The following is a 15,910-nucleotide window of genomic DNA, read 5'->3' as shown; positions in this document are numbered from 1 at the left end:
TTCACGGGGTGCGGTGGACGGGTGTGCAAGCCGATGTGAACGAGGGGCTCCGTAGAGGCAACTTCCGCTCATCCGGGCGGACTTGACGGCACATCGACGCTGTCGGCGCCGATCTCGGTGAGCAGGGTGCGGAAGCGGTCGTAGGCGGTCTGGCACGTCGAGTGCCGCTCGTAGGCCCGCGACGAGACGGCGACCGTCCGGCCGTCCGTCCCGCGCAGCCGCCACACCCAGCCGTTGCTGTCGGCGGCGTGCTGCACTCCCCCGGGCAGCCCCACCGACCCGGCGCACAACCGCTCGAACGCCCGCAGGCACTCCCCGTAATCCGGGTAAGCGGTTGCGCCGACCGCCACCGTCCGCCCGTTCTGGGCGGTGAGCCGCCAGGAGTGAAACCCCTCGTCATCGATGTCTATCCGACAGCGCGCACCGACCCCGGCCGCGCCCCCCGTGTCCCCTGCTGCCATCCCCCACCCCTGCTGGCCGTCTCAAGGAAGGCTGCATATGCGGCAGACATGCAGCACACGCAATGTAATGAGACGGTGCGCACAAAGGGCGTACTCACAGCAGCGCCACAGCATGCCTTCACCCCGAAGTTGCCCCTAGTTCACCCCACCCGAGCAAGCGCTCTCCGCCCCGGCGCCACCGGATCCCGGAGGCCCGGCCCGGAACCGCGACCAGACGACCTTGCCCAACGGCTCACGGTCCTCCACACCCCAGCCATCGGCGAGCGCGTCCACGATGAGCAGGCCGCGACCGGAGGTGTCCGTGTGGGAGTTGAAATCCACTGATGCCCCGAAAGATCGGCACAACGCCCTTCGGGCACCCGGGCGATACGTTGGCGCCCCTCCTCCCGAAGGGACGAATGTGACGGGCGAGGAATGGGAGAGCGACTCCACGCGCTACTTGCGGCCGCGCGGCGAGGGCCGGGCGGACGCGTGGGCCGAGGAGGCCGCGGAGAACAACCGCCGTGGCGGGCAGCGTCTTCTCGCCGCTGGGCTGGTCGTGCCCCCGCCCGAGGTCGCTCGGGCCCTGCGGCTCCCGGAGGGCGAGCAGGCGGTCGTGCGGCGGCGTCTGATCCTGCTGGACGGTCTGCCCGTGGAACTCGCGGACTCGTACTACCCGGCCCGGATCGCGGCCGGCACCGGGCTCGCCGAGCCGAGGAAGGTGCCGGGAGGCGCGGTCACGCTGCTCGCGGGGCTCGGCCACGTGGCGGCGCACGTCGAGGAGGCGGTCACCGCGCGCATGCCCACCGGGGAGGAACGGGAAGCCCTCCAACTCGGCGAACACGAGCCGGTGATCGTCCTGTCGCGGCTTATCCTCTCCGGTGACGAGCAACCGATGGAGGCCTGCGTGATGACCATGAACGCAAGCGATCGCGCGCTGCGCTACCGGCTCCGGCTCGGCTGACCCATGCCCCACTGGAACGATCCCCGGCCCGCCCACCAGCAGATCGCCGCGCAACTACGCGACCGGATCATGGCGCGCCGCTGGGAGCCGGGCAGCAAGTTCCCCTCGACGCAGCAGCTCATGAGCGAGTTCGGCGTGGCCGGCACCACCATCCAGAAGGCGCTCCAGGTGCTGAAGGCCGAGGGCTTCGCCGTCGGCCACCCGGGGAAGGGCGTCTTCGTCCGCGAACAGCCGAACCACACGATCGTCCCGGCCTCGTACATCCAGCCCTCGCAGGGCGGAGCGCCGTACAGCTGGGTCGAGCGGGCGGCCGAACGCTCACGGACCGGGTCGACCCGGATCCTCGACGTCGCCGAGGTGCCGGCCCCGCACGATGTCGCGGAAGCGCTCGGGCTGGCCGACGGCGCCACCGCCGTACTGCGGTCCCGGCTCATGCTGCTCGACGACGAACCGGCAGAGCTCGTGCACTCCTACTACCCGGTCGAACTGGCCCGCGGCACGCCGCTCGCCGACCGGCGGCGCATCCGGGGCGGCTCACCGACGCTCCTCGCCGAGCTGGGCCACCCGCCCAGGGAGTTCGTCGACCGGGTCTCCGCCCGTCCCCCGACCACCGACGAACTCACCGCACTGGAACTGCCCGCCGAGGTCTGCGTCCTGCGCACGTTCCGAGTCGTGCACTCCGACGGCGGCCGCCCCATCGAGGTCACGGTGATGGTGAAGGCGGGCCACCTCTACGAACTCGAGTACCGCCTGCCGGTGCTCTGACCGCCGCCGGAGCGGCTGGTGTTCGCAGGAGGCGCGAGCCGGCGGAGCGGCGGGGGTCAGCCCAGGATCAGGAGGACGGTCAGGACGACGATGCCGGTGGCCATGGGGGCGAGGACTTCGTAGGCCCAGCGGACGGTGACCTCGCCCTGGGCGGCGGGGTCGGCGGCGTGGGTTTCCGCGAGGTCGCGGAGTTCGTCGACCGCCTGGTCGGACCAGGCGCGGGCCGGGATCTCCGGGGCGTTGAGGGCGCTGGACTGGCGCGCCGTCGCGGTGGCCGCGCGGGCGGTCTGGCGGGCGACGCGCTTGCGCGCGCGCAGCGAGACCGGGATCGCCCAGAGCTGGTAGCGCTTGCCGCCCGCGATGACCTCGGTCGAGTAGCCCGCGCGCAGGTGTTCCACCGCCGCCCACGGGACGGTGATCGTCCGGAAGGGGTTGCGGATGCGGAGCCGGGCCTCGCCCGCGTAGACGGCGGGCCGGATCGTGAAGGCCGCCAGCAGGGGCAGCGCCGCCAGGAGTGCGGCGAGCGTCAGCCACGGGGTGCGTCCCGAGCCGCGGAAGACCGCGTCGCCGCCCAGCCACAGGGAGAGCGCGATCAGCAGCACGCCCGTGACGATGCCGGCCATCGACCGGTAGGCGCGGTCCTGGTACGTGGGCCGGTCGGGCGTCGGGGTCGGCTCGGGGCTGTCGGAACTCGTCATAAGGCCCGATTCTGCCTGACGGTCACCGCACGGCCGATCGCACACAGGTTGCGGTACGGCATCGGAGGGGTGGCGCGCGGGGTCCGGGGCGGTGGCCGGCGGGCCCGGGACGCTTGGGGGGCCTGGGCTCTGCCGTCCTCGGCCCCGCCCGCTCGGGCCGCCGCGTGTGGCGAAGCAATCACGGGGGTGGTGGTGACAGGTCGCTACGCGCGTAGATATGCTCATGTGGTGACCATGCCCACTGTTCCCGCTTTCGGCCCAGAAGCCGCGGCCCGGCTGGCGACGATGGCGGACGTGACCGCCTCGGACACCGCGCTCCGCCGCTTCCTCCACGGACTGCCCGGTGTCGACGCCGTCGGCCTCGAAGCCCGTGCCGCCACGCTCGGCACGCGCTCGATCAAGACGACGGCGAAGACCTACGCCATCGACCTGGCGATCTCCATGATCGACCTGACCACGCTCGAGGGCGCGGACACCCCCGGCAAGGTCCGGGCGCTGTGCGCCAAGGGCATCCATCCGGACCCCACGGACCGCACGGCCCCCAAGGTCGCCGCGATCTGCGTCTACCCGGACATGGTGAAGACCGCGAAGGAGGCGCTCGAAGGGTCCGGCATCAACGTCGCGTCCGTCGCCACCGCCTTCCCCGCCGGCCGCACCGCCCTGCCGGTGAAGCTCGCCGACACCGCCGACGCGGTGGCCGCGGGCGCGGACGAGATCGACATGGTCATCGACCGCGGCGCCTTCCTCTCCGGCCGCTACATGTCGGTCTTCGAGGAGATCCGCGCGGTCAAGGAAGCCTGCGTGCGCGCGGACGGTTCCGCCGCCCACCTCAAGGTGATCTTCGAGAACGGCGAGCTGGCGACGTACGACAACATCCGCCGCTGCTCCTGGCTCGCGATGCTCGCGGGCGCCGACTTCATCAAGACCTCGACGGGCAAGGTCGCCGTCAACGCGACGCCGCCCAACACGCTGCTGATGCTGGAGGCCGTGCGCGACTTCCGCGACGCCGTCGGCGTGCAGGTCGGCGTGAAGCCGGCCGGCGGCATCCGCACCACCAAGGACGCCGTCAAGTACCTGGTGATGGTCAACGAGACGCTCGGCGACGACTGGCTCTCCCCGCACTGGTTCCGATTCGGCGCCTCCAGCCTGCTCAACGATCTGCTGATGCAGCGCCAGAAGCTCAGCACCGGGCGTTACTCCGGTCCCGACTACGTGACGGTGGACTGACCGACATGGCATTTGAATACGCACCCGCACCCGAGTCCCGCGCGGTCGTCGACATCGCGCCGTCCTACGGGCTCTTCATCGACGGCGAGTTCGGCGAGGCCGCCGACGGCAAGGTCTTCAAGACCGTCTCCCCCTCCTCCGAGGAGGTCCTCTCCGAGGTCGCCCAGGCCGGCGCCGAGGACGTGGACCGGGCGGTGAAGGCGGCCCGCAGGGCGTTCGTGAAGTGGTCCGCGCTGCCGGGCTCCGAGCGCGCCAAGTACCTGTTCCGGATCGCCCGCATCATCCAGGAGCGCTCCCGCGAGCTGGCCGTGCTGGAGTCGCTGGACAACGGCAAGCCGATCCGCGAGACCCGCGACGCGGACCTGCCGCTGGTCGCCGCGCACTTCTTCTACTACGCGGGCTGGGCCGACAAGCTCGGCCACGCCGGCTACGGCCCGGACCCGCGCCCGCTGGGCGTGGCCGGCCAGGTCATCCCGTGGAACTTCCCGCTGATGATGCTCGCGTGGAAGATCGCCCCGGCGCTCGCCGCGGGCAACACGGTGGTGCTCAAGCCCGCCGAGACGACCCCGCTCAGCGCCCTGTTCTTCGCGGACATCTGCCGCCAGGCCGGGCTGCCCCGGGGCGTCGTCAACATCATCACGGGCGACGGCGCCACCGGCGCGGCGCTCGTGGCGCACCCCGACATCAACAAGGTCGCCTTCACCGGGTCCACCGAGGTCGGCAAGGCCATCGCGCGCTCCGTCGCCGGCACGGACAAGAAGGTCACGCTGGAGCTGGGCGGCAAGGCCGCCAACATCGTCTTCGACGACGCGCCGATCGACCAGGCCGTCGAGGGCATCGTCAACGGCATCTTCTTCAACCAGGGGCACGTCTGCTGCGCCGGCTCCCGCCTCCTGGTCCAGGAGTCGGTGGCCGAGGAGGTGCTGGACTCGCTCAAGCGCCGCATGCAGACCCTGCGCGTCGGCGACCCGCTGGACAAGAACACCGACGTCGGCGCCATCAACTCCGCCGAGCAGCTGGCCCGCATCACCGAGCTCGCCGAGGCCGGCGAGGCCGAGGGCGCCGACCGCTGGGCCCCGTCCTGCGACCTGCCGTCCGCGGGCTACTGGTTCCGTCCGACGCTCTTCACGAACGTCACCCAGGCGCACCGGATCGCCCGCGAGGAGATCTTCGGCCCGGTGCTCTCCGTGCTGACCTTCCGCACCCCGGCCGAGGCCGTCGAGAAGGCCAACAACACGCAGTACGGCCTGTCGGCCGGCATCTGGACGGAGAAGGGCTCGCGCATCCTGTGGATGGCGGACCAGCTCCGCGCGGGCGTCGTCTGGGCCAACACGTTCAACAAGTTCGACCCGACCTCGCCCTTCGGCGGCTACAAGGAGTCGGGCTTCGGCCGCGAAGGCGGCCGTCACGGCCTGGAGGGGTACCTCGATGTCTGAGAAGTCCGAGAAGACCGAGAAGGCGGAGAAGCTCGACAAGGCCGAGAAGGCTGAGAGGTCCGAGCGGCTCAGCGTTTTCAAGACGTACAAGCTTTACGCCGGGGGCAAGTTCCCCCGCAGCGAGAGCGGGCGGGTCTACGAGGTGACCGACTCCAAGGGCAACTGGCTCGCCAACGCGCCGCTGTCGTCCCGCAAGGACGCCCGGGACGCGGTGGTGGCCGCCCGCAAGGCGTTCGGCGGCTGGTCGGGCGCGACCGCGTACAACCGCGGCCAGGTGCTCTACCGCGTCGCGGAGATGCTGGAGGGGCGCCGCGAGCAGTTCGTCGCGGAGGTCGCCGCCGGCGAGGGCGTGTCGAAGGCGAAGGCCGCGGCGCAGGTGGACGCGGCCGTCGACCGCTGGGTCTGGTACGCGGGCTGGACCGACAAGATCGCCCAGATCGTCGGCGGCGCCAACCCCGTCGCCGGGCCGTTCTTCAACCTCTCCACGCCGGAGCCGACCGGCGTCGTGGTCGTCCTCGCCCCCCAGGCGTCGTCGTTCCTCGGCCTGGTCTCGGTGATCGCCCCGGCGATCGCCACCGGCAACACGGTCGTCGTCGTGGCGAGCGAGAGGTCGCCGCTGCCCGCCCTGTCGCTGGGCGAGGTGCTCGCCACCTCGGACCTGCCCGGCGGCGTCGTCAACATCCTGTCCGGGCGGACGGCGGAGATCACCCCGTCGCTCGCCTCCCACCAGGACGTCAACGCGATCGACCTGACGGGCGCGGACGAGGCGCTGGCCAAGGAGCTGCAGATCGCCGCGGCCGACAACCTCAAGCGCGTCCTGCGCCCGCGCGGCGCGAAGGACGGCGACTGGTCCGGCGACCCGGGCACCGACCGCCTGACCGCGTTCCTGGAGACGAAGACGGTCTGGCACCCGATCGGCGTCTGACCGCCACCGGCGGGCAGCGGCGGGAGTGCCGCAAGCGAGCAGCAGGCGGGCGGAGTGTGAGCAAGCTCTCCGCCCGCCGGCACCCCCCGCGGGGCAGGCTTGACCCGCGGGGGGTGTTGCGTTGGGGGTACCGAGCAGTTCAGGTACCCGTTCATCCGTACCGCCGCGTCTCCTCGCGACAGTGCGCCACCGTCGGAGGATCCCTGTGTGGGACGGCTTCACCGGGGTTCTGCCCTACGTCGCCATCAGCGCGCTGCTGTGCTTCCTGGTGCCGGCCGTGCCGGTCCTGCTCGGGCGGCGCAAGGCGCGCGCGGTCGCCGCGGGCCGGGCGATCCGGATCCGCGGCCGGCTGCGGATCGACGAACCCGCGCACGGACTGCCGTACGAGCCCGCGCACAGCACCTCCGTGCGCGGCGAGCTGGTGGCGCTGCCCGGCGGCCCCCTGTACTTCCTGCCGGCGGACCCGGCGGACCCCACGGACCCGACGGGACCGGCGGGACCGGCGGGACCAGCGGACGCCACGGACTCGACGGACCCGTCGCGAAGCCCCGTACTGGAGCTGCCGCCCGGCGGCACCTTCGAGCGCACCCTGTACGCCCGCGCCGGGTCCGCGCCCGGCTCGGGCCGCCGGGTCGTGCGGACCGCGCTGGTCCACCGGACGCCGTCGGGCGGCAGCCTGCGCGTCGAGACCGCCCGGGGCGACAGCCGCGCCCTGCGGGCCGCCCTCGAGGCGCCCCCCGGCGGGCGCCCCGCCCCGCGGGCGCTGCCGGTCCGCCTGCCGGTCTGGTGCGCCGTCCTGGCCGCCCTCGCGCTGATCGGCGCCGTGCCCGTGGTCGCGTTCGCGGTCTTCGGCGAGCGCGTCACCGCCCACGTCACGTCCAACACCGGGAACGACTACTGCGGGGTCGGCTGGACCGACCCCTGGGACGGCTCCCGCAGGGACGCCGAGGTCGACTGCATCCGCGCGGACGACCGGCAGTACCGGCGCGGCGAATCCCTCGACGTCATCGCTCTGCCCAGGCCGCTGCGCGGCAACGCCTTCGACACCGACAGCCTGCCGATCCTCGGCGTGCTCTGCGCCTCAGGAGTGCTGGTCAGCGGCCTGGGTTGCGCCTTCGGGCAGCTGCGCTGGCGCCGCCACTGGCGGCCTTCGGAAGCCGTCCCGGCCGCCGTCACGGCGCCCGAGCACCGGCCCGAGCCGCCGTCCGGCGATCCGGTGCTGTCGCTGGCCCGTCCCCTCGACCGGCTGCTGGCCCGACGGCTCCACCTGCCGCCGGACTTCCGCGACTCGCCCTGGTGGCGGGTTTCCGTCCTGCGGAAACTGGCGATCCGCGACGGCGTCTCGTTCGGCGGCCTGACGCTGCTCGGCATGACGCTGGCGATCCTGCGCGACCTGTGGACCCACGACAGCGGCGCCACCGGCTGGATCTTCCTCACGGCCCTGGCCGCGCTCGGGGCCGCCGCGCAGGTCGTGCGCCGCGCGGCCGGCGCCGCCGGCGTCATCCGCGGCCTGCTGCGCGCGGTCCGCTCCGGCGACCCGCAGGAGGTCCGCCGCGCGCTGCTCTACATCGCGGAGGCCGCGGACACCACCTGCCTGTGCCCCGACGGCGCGGAGAGCCGGCACATGGAGGTGGCCGTGGCGACGGCCTCCATCGGCATCGCGATCCCGGTCTCGGCCGTCCCGAAAACCAGAACCGCGCCCGCCGCGGAGGGGACCTACGCCGGGGAGGCCGACACGGAAGGGGCCTACGCCGGAGACGGCCGCGCCGGGGAGGGCTCGTCAGCCCGGCAGGAGCCCGGACGCCTGGCCCAGGAGCGGCAGCTCTGACAGCGAGTCCCCGTCGGCCAGCGGCCCGGTCAGGGCCCCCGTCGACACCGGCTTGAAGTCCGCCACCTGCGGCGCGACGACGTTGTTCAGCGGGTCCGTGCCGGTGTTCGCCAGCGGGTTGAGCGCCAGGTGCTTGATGGGGCCCAGCGCCGAACCCAGGGCGGACGTGGTGGTGCCCGTCGTCGTGCCGACGGCCGAGTCCGCCCCGAGGGCCGCGTCGGCCAGGGCGGGCGCCGCCGTGCCGGCCGACGCCGAGCCGCCCGCCGCGAGGGCGGCGGCCGCCGCGACGGTGACGGTGGCCGCGGCGCGCAGCAGGGTGTTCAGCTTGGGACGGGCGTGGTGCGACATGGCCACCTGCTTGGCATAGAGGTACGGCGATCGGGTGGGACGCGGCACGGGGACGCGCCCGGGGCGGCGCTCCGCGGCACGGCACCGCGGAGGCCAGCACTCGGCCACCCAAGGTAGTCGGGCGGGTACGCAGCGTCCAAACCTTTGCCCGGGGGGTCACCCGCACGGCGCAATGCCGCACACTGGTCTCTCGTGAGTCCCTCTCCCCCACACACCTTCCCCGGCGCCCGCGTGATCCTGCTCGCCGGACCCTCCGGCTCCGGCAAGTCGTCCCTGGCCGCCCGCACCGGTCTGCCGGTGCTGCACCTCGACGACTTCTACAAGGAGGCCGACGACCCGACGCTGCCCCGGCTGCCGCACGGCGCCGGCACGGACTGGGACTCGGCGCTGTCCTGGGACGCGGACGCGGCGGTCGCCGCGATCGGCGCGCTGTGCGCCACCGGGAGCGCCTCGGTACCCGAGTACGACATCGCGTCGAGCTCCATCACCGGCGAGATCCACGTCGAGCTCGCCGGCTCCGCCGTCTTCGTCGCGGAGGGGATCTTCGCGGCCGACATCACCGACCGGTGCCGCGAGCTGGGGCTGCTGGCGGACACGCTGTGCCTGCGCGGCCGGCCGGCCGTGACGGCCTGGCGGCGGTTCCGGCGCGACCTGGCCGAGGGCCGCAAGTCCGTCACGGTCCTGCTGCGCAGGGGCTGGCGGCTGATGCGCGGCGAGCGGGCGATCGTCGCCCGCCAGACGGCGCTGGGCGCGTACCCCTGCGGCCAGGACGAGGCGCTGCGCCGCATCACCGCCCTGCCGCGGTCGGCGTCTCCCGCGCCGGTCCAGCCCGCGCCGGTCCAGCCCGCTCCGGTCCAGCCCGCGCCGCTCCGGGCGGAGCTTCCGGCCGACGTACCGGTGGTCGCGTAACCGTCCTCCGGGCCCTGGTGCGTACCGCACGGCCCGCCTGCCCACGAAGGGCCTGGACCCGCCACGCCCGCGCTCACCAGCGCCGCACGCGAAAAGGTGCGGGGCCAGACAGTCCCCCCGGACTGCCCGACCCCGCACCCACCGCGCTCCCCCGAACGCGGTGTTTCCCCGTTCCCCCCGGTTTTCCCCCGTGTCCCCCCCCCGCTCCCCCGTATCCCCCCACCGGCCCCCCGACCGGCGTTCTGTGGACGGTCGGATCGTCAGGCCACCAGCTCGCCGAACGACTCCTCCTCGTCGCGGCCGAAGCTGAGCGCCTCGTCCTCGCGCATCCGGCGCAGCGAGCGCCAGATGCTGCTCTTGACCGTGCCGACGCTGATGCCGAGGATGTCGGCGATCTCCGGGTCGGTGCGGCCCTCGTAGTAGCGGAGCACCAGCATCGTGCGCTGGGTCTCGGGAACCTTGGCCAGCGCCTGCCACAGCACCGCGCGCAGTTCGGTGCCGCCCATCGCGTCCGACTCGCCGACCGTCTCCGGCAGTTCCTCGGTCGGGTACTCGTTGAGCTTGCGGCGGCGCCAGGCGCTGATGTGCAGGTTGGTCATGGTGCGGCGCAGGTAGCCGCCGACGGCCGCCTTGTCGCTGATCCGGTCCCAGGCGCGGTAGGTGGAGAACAGCGCGCTCTGGAGCAGGTCCTCGGCCTCGTAGCGGTCACCGGTCAGGTGGTAGGCGGTGGCGTAGAGGGAGGCGCGGCGCTCCTTGACGTAGGCGGTGAACTCCGCCTCCGCCACGCTGTCGTGCCGCGGTCCCGTGAAAGTGGCCGTGGTCGCCGTGGCGGCCGGTGCGCCGGCCCCGCCGTCGATCGCCGTCATGTACGGCGGCCGGTTGCGGGTCACCTGGCCGGTGCTCTGCACCGCCGGTCGTCCGGTGCCGCGTGCGCACCCCCGTCCGCTCGCGGCACCGGACTTTCCGTCGTTCCGGCCGGCGGTGTGCTGGCGCGGCTGAAGGACTGCGGTGGTGGTGGTGCTGTGCAGTGCGTTCATGTCGCGCCCCCGTCGGTGGAACCGTCTTGGTGATGTTCGGCGTCGGTATCCGTGTGGATGCCTGCCGAGGTCCATAAGACTGCCGGGCCAGTTTCATGACGCTGTCCGCCGAGTGTCACAGGCCCGTCACAGAGACTTCCGGCACACGCGGAGTGAGCCGGAGGAAGGCCGGAGGGAGATCGCCGAGGCGAGATCCCCGATCAGCGAGGTGAGATCCCCCCGTGCTCGATACAAGGGCTTCCGGTAGGCCACAATGACCGGCGTGCCTTTCCTGTTGCTTATCGAGGATGACGACGCCATCCGTACCGGCCTCGAACTCGGCCTGTCCCGCCAGGGCCACCGTGTGGTCGCCGCTGCGACGGGCGAGGACGGCCTGAAGCTGCTCAAGGAGCAGCGCCCTGACCTGATCGTGCTGGACGTGATGCTGCCGGGCATCGACGGGTTCGAGGTGTGCCGCCGCATCCGGCGCACCGACCAGCTGCCGATCATCCTGCTGACCGCCCGCAGCGACGACATCGACGTCGTCGTGGGGCTGGAGTCGGGGGCCGACGACTACGTCATCAAGCCCGTCCAGCCCCGGGTGCTCGACGCCCGGATCCGCGCCGTGCTGCGCCGCGGCGAGCGCGACAGCACGGACTCCGCGGCCTTCGGCTCCATCGTCATCGACCGTTCGGCGATGACGGTGACGAAGGAGGGCGAGGATCTGCAGCTGACGCCGACCGAGCTGCGGCTGCTGCTGGAGCTGAGCCGCCGGCCGGGCCAGGCACTGTCGCGGCAGCAGTTGCTGCGGCTGGTGTGGGAGCACGACTACCTCGGCGACTCGCGGCTGGTCGACGCCTGCGTGCAGCGGCTGCGCGCGAAGATCGAGGACGTTCCGTCGTCTCCGACGCTCATCCGTACAGTCCGCGGGGTCGGCTACCGCCTGGACACGCCGCAGTGACGGACCGGTTCTTCGGGTGGGCCTCCGGCCTGCTGCGCTGGACCAGCCTGCGCCTGCGGCTGGTCGCCGTGTTCGCCGCGGTGGCGCTGACGGCCGCGGTGTCGGCCTCCGGCATCGCGTACTGGCTGAACCGTGACGCCGTGCTGACCCGTGCGCAGAACTCCGCGCTCAACGACTTCCGCGACTCGCTGCAGCGCAACGCGGCCTCGCTGCCGGTCAACCCGCCGTGCGAGGGGCTGAAGAACGCCGCCGACGAGATGGGCGGCCCCGGCCAGTACGCCGTCCTGCTGATCGACAAGACCCCGGACAACGGGCCGTGCGCGGCGCCGTCCTCCCGGGACGTCTTCACGCTGGACGACGTGCCGAAGGCGCTGCAGGACGCGGTGAACACCCGGCACAAGCAGCAGGACGGCAAGTACCACCTGCACTGGCTGCGGATCTCGCTGCACGGCACGCCGTACCTGGTGGCCGGCGCGAAGATCATGGACGACGGTCCGACCGGCTACATGCTCAAGTCGCTGGACGCCGAGCGCAAGGACCTCAACTCGCTGGCCTGGTCGCTGGGGATCGCCACGATGCTCGCCCTGATCGGCTCCGCCCTGCTGGCGCAGGCCGCCGCCTCGACGGTGCTGCGGCCCGTCCAGCGGCTCGGCGTCGCGGCCCAGCAGCTCGGCGAGGGCCGGCTCGGCACCCGGTTGAAGGTGTCCGGCACCGACGAACTCGCCGAGCTGTCGAGGACGTTCAACAAGGCGGCGGAGGCGCTGGAGACGCGGGTGGAGGAGCTGAGCGCGCGCGAGGCCGCCAGCCGCCGCTTCGTCGCCGACATGTCGCACGAGCTGCGCACCCCGCTCACCGCGATCACCGCCGTGACCGAGGTGCTGGAGGACGAGGCCGACGCGCTCGACCCGATGATCGCGCCCGCCGTGCGCCTGGTCGTCAGCGAGACGCGCCGCCTCAACGAGCTGGTGGAGAACCTGATGGAGGTCACCCGCTTCGACGCGGGCACCGCCCGGCTGCTGCTCGACGAGGTCGACGTGGCCGACATGGTCACCGCGTGCATGGACGCGCGGGCCTGGCTGGACTCCGTCGAGCTGGACGCGCCGCGCGGCATCTTCGTCCGCCTCGACCCGCGCCGGCTGGACGTGATCATGGCGAACCTGATCGGGAACGCGCTCAAGCACGGCGGCTCGCCGGTCCGGGTCTCGGTGCGGACCGCCGACGACCAGCTGGTCATCACCGTCGCGGACAACGGTCCCGGCATCCCCGAGGACGTGCTGCCGCACGTCTTCGACCGGTTCTACAAGGCGGACGCCTCGCGCGCCCGTTCGGAGGGCAGCGGGCTCGGCCTGTCGATCGCGATGGAGAACGCACACATCCACGACGGCGACATCACCGCCGCCAACTCCCCGGACGGCGGGGCCGTCTTCACCCTGTACCTGCCGGTGCGGCCCGCCGAGGCGCTGCCCGAGGGCGACGAGGACGGCGGCCGACCGTGACGACCCTGACGTCTTTCCTGAGAACCGGCGCCCGCTCCGCGCGGGCCAGAACGATCCGCGGCGCCGCGCTGCTCGCGGCCCTCGTCACCGTCACCACCTGCGGCTGCGGCATCCGGACCACCACCGTGCCGGTGGACGCCGGACCCGCGCCCACCCGGGTCTCGTGCGCCGCGCCCAAGGCGACCGTTCCCACGGCGCCGCCCGGCGCCACCCTCCTGAAGGTGTACCTGGTGTGCAGCGCGCTCGCCGCGCAGGTCACCAGGACCGTCATCGTCCCCGACGGCGCCGGGGTCGGCCCGGCTCCGACGGACCGGCTGGCCGCCGCCCACGAGCTGCTCGGCCAGCTGCAGCGCCGGCCGTCCGCCGCGGAGGCGGAGGCCGGGTTCGCCACCGAGGTGCCGGGCAACCTGGACATCACCGGCCCCCTGCCGGGCGATCCGAAGGAGGCGCTGCGGCTGAGCCTGTCGCTGGACGAGCTGCCGTCCTTCGCCCTGGCCCAGCTGGTGTGCACCTTCGAGGCCGTGCCCGGGGTGAGCACGTCGGACCACGCGGTGCTGCTCGGCGGCCCGCCCGAGGATCACCAGCGCGTCAAGCGCTACACCTGCACGTCCGCGCTGCGCACCCGGCCGGAGGCCGCGGACACCGCGGGAACCGCCGTGAAGTGAACGGCGTCATTCCCCTCGTGCAGCCTGAAGCTCCGATCCTGAAGGCACGCGTGCTGGGCCTGACGCTCACCGCCGTGCATCTCGCCCTCGTCGGGTGGCTGCTGCTCCGGCCGCACTACGTTCCCTGGGTGGCGGCGCCCAACCTGCGCCCGCTCGGCACCATCCGCGCCGACCTGGCGATGAGCCCCTTCGAGGCCGCCCGCCGGCTGCTCGCCGGGCTGCTGCTGCTCGCCCCGCTCGGCGTCCTGCTGCCCATGACGGGCGGCCGGATCAGCGCCCCGGGGGCGGTGTCGTTCGCGCGGACGGTCTTCGCCGGGCTGATGGTGTCGCTCTCCCTGGAGTTCCTCCAGACGGTGGTGCCGGGCCAGATCTTCGACATCGACGCGCTGCTGCTGAACACGGCGGGCGTCGCCCTGGCCCATCTGGCGGTCGTCCCCGCCGCCCGGAGACGGCTGCGCCGCCGCGGGATCCGGGCCGGCGCCCGGCCGGAACCCCGGGCCCGGTCTCAGGGGTCGCCCCCGACGACTACCAGGGTCGGGATGGCCCCGTAGAGCGATGATTCGCCTGGGTATGCGCTCGTAGCGTGGAGACATCGGAACGCCGGAACCCTCCGGCGCCGCTTCTCCCGAGGAGTACCTGATGAGCACCCTGGTCCGCCCCCGTCACGGCCGCATGATCGGCGGCGTGTGCGCCGCGCTGGCCAACCGGTTCGGCACCTCCGCCACGACGATGCGGGTGATCTTCCTCGTGTCGTGCCTGCTGCCCGGCCCGCAGTTCCTGCTCTACATCGCCCTGTGGGTGATGTTCCCGGCGGAGGGCTCCGCCCGGTCGTCGCAGGACAAGTCCGCTACCGCCGCTTGGTGAGCGGCGCGCCCAGCTTCCTCAGCTGCGCGGTGACCACCGGCTGCGGGACGTCGTAGCTCTTCGCCAGCGTGACGTCCGCCCCGCGGAAGATGCTGACCTTCGAGCCGGTGCGGATCACGACGAAGTCCTGCCGCGCCCCGCTGCCGCCCGCCGCGAAGCCGAGGGCGAACCGCAGATCGTCGTCGCCCAGCTTCAGCGCGGGCCGCGGGGCGACCGCCACCGGCACCCCGGTGACGCCGCCGATGACCGGCTTGAAGCCCGCGGCGCAGGTGCGCAGGGCGGTCCGCAGCGCGGTGACCGCCTTCTGCGCTCCCCCGCCGCCGTAGGCGGAGAGCGTGACGGTGACGCCCGCGCCGGGCATCTTCTGGCCGCCGGGCACCAGCGCCCTCGGGACGGTCTCGGTGGCGCCGGCGGGCGGGCGCCCGGAGAGCAGGTCGGCGAGCGGCTGGCACGCGGGCTTGTCGGCGGCCGCCGCGTCGGCGGCCGGGCCGGCGGCGTCGCCCGCCGTCACCGTGAAGCCCGGCACGTCCCCGGGCACGAGCGCCTCGCGCTCCAGCGCGGTGCGCGCGGGCAGCGCGGCCGGCGTACTGGCGGTCGGCCCGGTGGAGGCGCCGGTCTTGCCGCCGCCGGACGATCCGCTGCAGGCCGCGACCAGCAACAGGGGTGCGAGCAGCGCGAACCCGGCGATCCTCTGGGGAATGTGCACGCGCGGAGCGTAGCAAGAGCGACGGGCCGCACCCCGCCGGGAAGGCAGGGCGCGGCCCGTCGCCGCGTCACGGTCGTGTGGAAGCGCGACCGGCGCGCGGGGTGCGCCGGTCGCGCTGGGTGGTGTCCTGGGCGCCGGAGGTCAGCCGAGCAGGCCGCCGGGCAGGGCGTTGCTGGAGACCGGGCCGGTCGGCAGGCCCTTGGTGGGCAGGCCGCCGAGGAGGCCGCCGACCGGGTCCTTCTGCGCCTCCGGCAGCGTCGAACCGCTGCCGGTGAGCACGGTCTTGGTGGACTCGGTCGCCTGGCCGAGGCCGGGCAGGGTGTTGGTGACCGAGCCGACGGGCAGCTGGTCGAGCACGGAGCCCGCGGTGCCCAGGGCGTCCACGGCCGGGAGGGAGGAGGCGGCCGAGGCGGAGCCTGCGGCAGCGGCGGCGAAGGCGACGCCGAGAGCGGCGGCACCAAGAGTCTTCATGGTTCGGGTCGTCATGGCTCCGGAACGTAGTCATGACCTCACGAAGGGTGCAAGCGGGGAAAACACGTACGGGCGTGGCCGTGACCCCGGGGTCACGGCCACCCCCGTTGTGCTGCCAAAAACCCCACGACGCCGCCAAAAAGAAGGCCACCGCCCGGGGCACGACCGCCGGCAGGAAAAACCACAACCCC

General features: G+C 73.1%; 18 protein-coding genes. 12 read left to right on the top strand and 6 right to left on the bottom strand.

All coding sequences use genetic code 11. From position 1 onward, the window contains the following. Positions 1-68: 68 nt before the first annotated feature. A complete protein-coding gene (locus tag ABZ721_RS27460) occupies positions 69-461 on the bottom strand; it encodes a hypothetical protein (RefSeq protein WP_358791395.1) in 393 nt (130 codons plus the stop codon). A 400-nt stretch (positions 462-861) separates the two neighbouring features. On the opposite strand from ABZ721_RS27460, the gene ABZ721_RS27455 reads away from it, so the two are divergent. Both ABZ721_RS27455 and ABZ721_RS27450 read left to right on the top strand, forming a co-directional pair. Next, positions 862-1,404 (top strand): UTRA domain-containing protein, encoded by a 543-nt coding sequence (locus ABZ721_RS27455; protein ID WP_358791394.1) that lies wholly within the window; start codon positions 862-864, stop codon positions 1,402-1,404. A 3-nt stretch (positions 1,405-1,407) separates the two neighbouring features. Beyond that, positions 1,408-2,169: a GntR family transcriptional regulator gene (locus ABZ721_RS27450; RefSeq protein WP_358791393.1), complete on the top strand. Its 762-nt coding sequence runs from the start codon at positions 1,408-1,410 to the stop codon at positions 2,167-2,169. A gap of 56 nt (positions 2,170-2,225) precedes the next feature. Here ABZ721_RS27450 and ABZ721_RS27445 read toward each other — a convergent pair whose 3' ends face one another. Further along, positions 2,226-2,867, bottom strand: a complete 642-nt coding sequence (locus tag ABZ721_RS27445) for a PH domain-containing protein (RefSeq protein ID WP_358791392.1) — start codon at positions 2,865-2,867, stop codon at positions 2,226-2,228. 234 nt (positions 2,868-3,101) lie between these two features. Here ABZ721_RS27445 and deoC point away from each other — a divergent pair, with 234 nt between their 5' ends. The 4 genes from deoC to ABZ721_RS27425 all read left to right on the top strand — a co-directional run bounded on the left by deoC (position 3,102) and on the right by ABZ721_RS27425 (position 8,283). After that, positions 3,102-4,094 (top strand): deoxyribose-phosphate aldolase, encoded by a 993-nt coding sequence (gene deoC, locus ABZ721_RS27440; protein ID WP_358791474.1) that lies wholly within the window; start codon positions 3,102-3,104, stop codon positions 4,092-4,094. A gap of 5 nt (positions 4,095-4,099) precedes the next feature. Next, positions 4,100-5,530 (top strand): aldehyde dehydrogenase family protein, encoded by a 1,431-nt coding sequence (locus ABZ721_RS27435; protein WP_358791391.1) that lies wholly within the window; start codon positions 4,100-4,102, stop codon positions 5,528-5,530. Continuing rightward, on the top strand, positions 5,523-6,455 hold the full coding sequence (locus ABZ721_RS27430) for an aldehyde dehydrogenase family protein (protein ID WP_358791390.1): 933 nt from the start codon (positions 5,523-5,525) through the stop codon (positions 6,453-6,455). Before ABZ721_RS27435 ends, ABZ721_RS27430 begins: the two co-directional genes overlap by 8 nt. Positions 6,456-6,660: 205 nt before the next feature. Then, positions 6,661-8,283, top strand: coding sequence for a hypothetical protein (locus tag ABZ721_RS27425; protein WP_358791389.1), 1,623 nt, complete (start codon positions 6,661-6,663; stop codon positions 8,281-8,283). On the opposite strand, the gene ABZ721_RS27420 is transcribed toward ABZ721_RS27425, so the two are convergent. After that, entirely contained in the window at positions 8,236-8,631 is a 396-nt protein-coding gene (locus ABZ721_RS27420; protein WP_358791388.1) for a hypothetical protein, read from the bottom strand. The genes ABZ721_RS27425 and ABZ721_RS27420 overlap by 48 nt on opposite strands. Before the next feature lie 192 nt (positions 8,632-8,823). Here ABZ721_RS27420 and ABZ721_RS27415 point away from each other — a divergent pair, with 192 nt between their 5' ends. After that, complete coding sequence (locus ABZ721_RS27415; protein WP_358791387.1) at positions 8,824-9,540, top strand: hypothetical protein; 717 nt, start codon at positions 8,824-8,826, stop codon at positions 9,538-9,540. A gap of 260 nt (positions 9,541-9,800) precedes the next feature. Here ABZ721_RS27415 and ABZ721_RS27410 read toward each other — a convergent pair whose 3' ends face one another. Further along, positions 9,801-10,577 carry a SigE family RNA polymerase sigma factor gene (locus ABZ721_RS27410; protein ID WP_358791386.1) on the bottom strand — a complete coding sequence of 259 codons (777 nt, stop codon included), beginning with the start codon at positions 10,575-10,577 and terminating at the stop codon, positions 9,801-9,803. A 262-nt stretch (positions 10,578-10,839) separates the two neighbouring features. Here ABZ721_RS27410 and ABZ721_RS27405 point away from each other — a divergent pair, with 262 nt between their 5' ends. The 5 genes from ABZ721_RS27405 to ABZ721_RS27385 all read left to right on the top strand — a co-directional run bounded on the left by ABZ721_RS27405 (position 10,840) and on the right by ABZ721_RS27385 (position 14,542). Continuing rightward, on the top strand, positions 10,840-11,517 hold the full coding sequence (locus ABZ721_RS27405; protein WP_277439764.1) for a response regulator transcription factor: 678 nt from the start codon (positions 10,840-10,842) through the stop codon (positions 11,515-11,517). Further along, positions 11,514-13,013 (top strand): HAMP domain-containing sensor histidine kinase, encoded by a 1,500-nt coding sequence (locus tag ABZ721_RS27400; protein WP_358791385.1) that lies wholly within the window; start codon positions 11,514-11,516, stop codon positions 13,011-13,013. Before ABZ721_RS27405 ends, ABZ721_RS27400 begins: the two co-directional genes overlap by 4 nt. Beyond that, the gene (locus ABZ721_RS27395) at positions 13,010-13,678 is read left to right on the top strand and encodes a hypothetical protein (protein ID WP_358791384.1); all 669 of its coding nucleotides are present in this window, start codon (positions 13,010-13,012) and stop codon (positions 13,676-13,678) included. The genes ABZ721_RS27400 and ABZ721_RS27395 overlap by 4 nt, the downstream gene beginning before the upstream one ends. A 17-nt stretch (positions 13,679-13,695) precedes the next feature. Continuing rightward, positions 13,696-14,229, top strand: coding sequence for a VanZ family protein (locus ABZ721_RS27390; protein WP_358791383.1), 534 nt, complete (start codon positions 13,696-13,698; stop codon positions 14,227-14,229). Positions 14,230-14,317: 88 nt separating this feature from the next. Further along, positions 14,318-14,542, top strand: coding sequence for a PspC domain-containing protein (locus tag ABZ721_RS27385; protein WP_358791382.1), 225 nt, complete (start codon positions 14,318-14,320; stop codon positions 14,540-14,542). Here the strand turns inward: ABZ721_RS27385 and ABZ721_RS27380 are convergent. Next, the gene (locus tag ABZ721_RS27380; protein ID WP_358791381.1) at positions 14,526-15,248 is read right to left on the bottom strand and encodes a hypothetical protein; all 723 of its coding nucleotides are present in this window, start codon (positions 15,246-15,248) and stop codon (positions 14,526-14,528) included. The genes ABZ721_RS27385 and ABZ721_RS27380 overlap by 17 nt on opposite strands. A 141-nt stretch (positions 15,249-15,389) precedes the next feature. Next, positions 15,390-15,734 carry an ATP-binding protein gene (locus tag ABZ721_RS27375; RefSeq protein WP_358791380.1) on the bottom strand — a complete coding sequence of 115 codons (345 nt, stop codon included), beginning with the start codon at positions 15,732-15,734 and terminating at the stop codon, positions 15,390-15,392. Between the last annotated feature and the right edge of the window lie 176 nt (positions 15,735-15,910).

This window comes from Streptomyces sp. NPDC006733, assembly GCF_040636125.1.
GTDB lineage: Bacteria > Actinomycetota > Actinomycetes > Streptomycetales > Streptomycetaceae > Actinacidiphila.
The sequence above is the reverse complement of the archived record's forward strand: the minus strand, read 5'-3'. Positions and strand labels throughout refer to the sequence as shown.

Coding starts and splice junctions, on each gene's coding strand:
- ABZ721_RS27460 (WP_358791395.1), bottom strand. CDS start 461: ATGGCAGCAGGGGACACGGGGGGCGCGGCCGGGGTCGGTGCGCGCTGT.
- ABZ721_RS27450 (WP_358791393.1), top strand. CDS start 1,408: ATGCCCCACTGGAACGATCCCCGGCCCGCCCACCAGCAGATCGCCGCG.
- ABZ721_RS27445 (WP_358791392.1), bottom strand. CDS start 2,867: ATGACGAGTTCCGACAGCCCCGAGCCGACCCCGACGCCCGACCGGCCC.
- deoC (WP_358791474.1), top strand. CDS start 3,102: ATGCCCACTGTTCCCGCTTTCGGCCCAGAAGCCGCGGCCCGGCTGGCG.
- ABZ721_RS27435 (WP_358791391.1), top strand. CDS start 4,100: ATGGCATTTGAATACGCACCCGCACCCGAGTCCCGCGCGGTCGTCGAC.
- ABZ721_RS27430 (WP_358791390.1), top strand. CDS start 5,523: ATGTCTGAGAAGTCCGAGAAGACCGAGAAGGCGGAGAAGCTCGACAAG.
- ABZ721_RS27420 (WP_358791388.1), bottom strand. CDS start 8,631: ATGTCGCACCACGCCCGTCCCAAGCTGAACACCCTGCTGCGCGCCGCG.
- ABZ721_RS27410 (WP_358791386.1), bottom strand. CDS start 10,577: ATGAACGCACTGCACAGCACCACCACCACCGCAGTCCTTCAGCCGCGC.
- ABZ721_RS27385 (WP_358791382.1), top strand. CDS start 14,318: ATGAGCACCCTGGTCCGCCCCCGTCACGGCCGCATGATCGGCGGCGTG.
- ABZ721_RS27375 (WP_358791380.1), bottom strand. CDS start 15,734: ATGACGACCCGAACCATGAAGACTCTTGGTGCCGCCGCTCTCGGCGTC.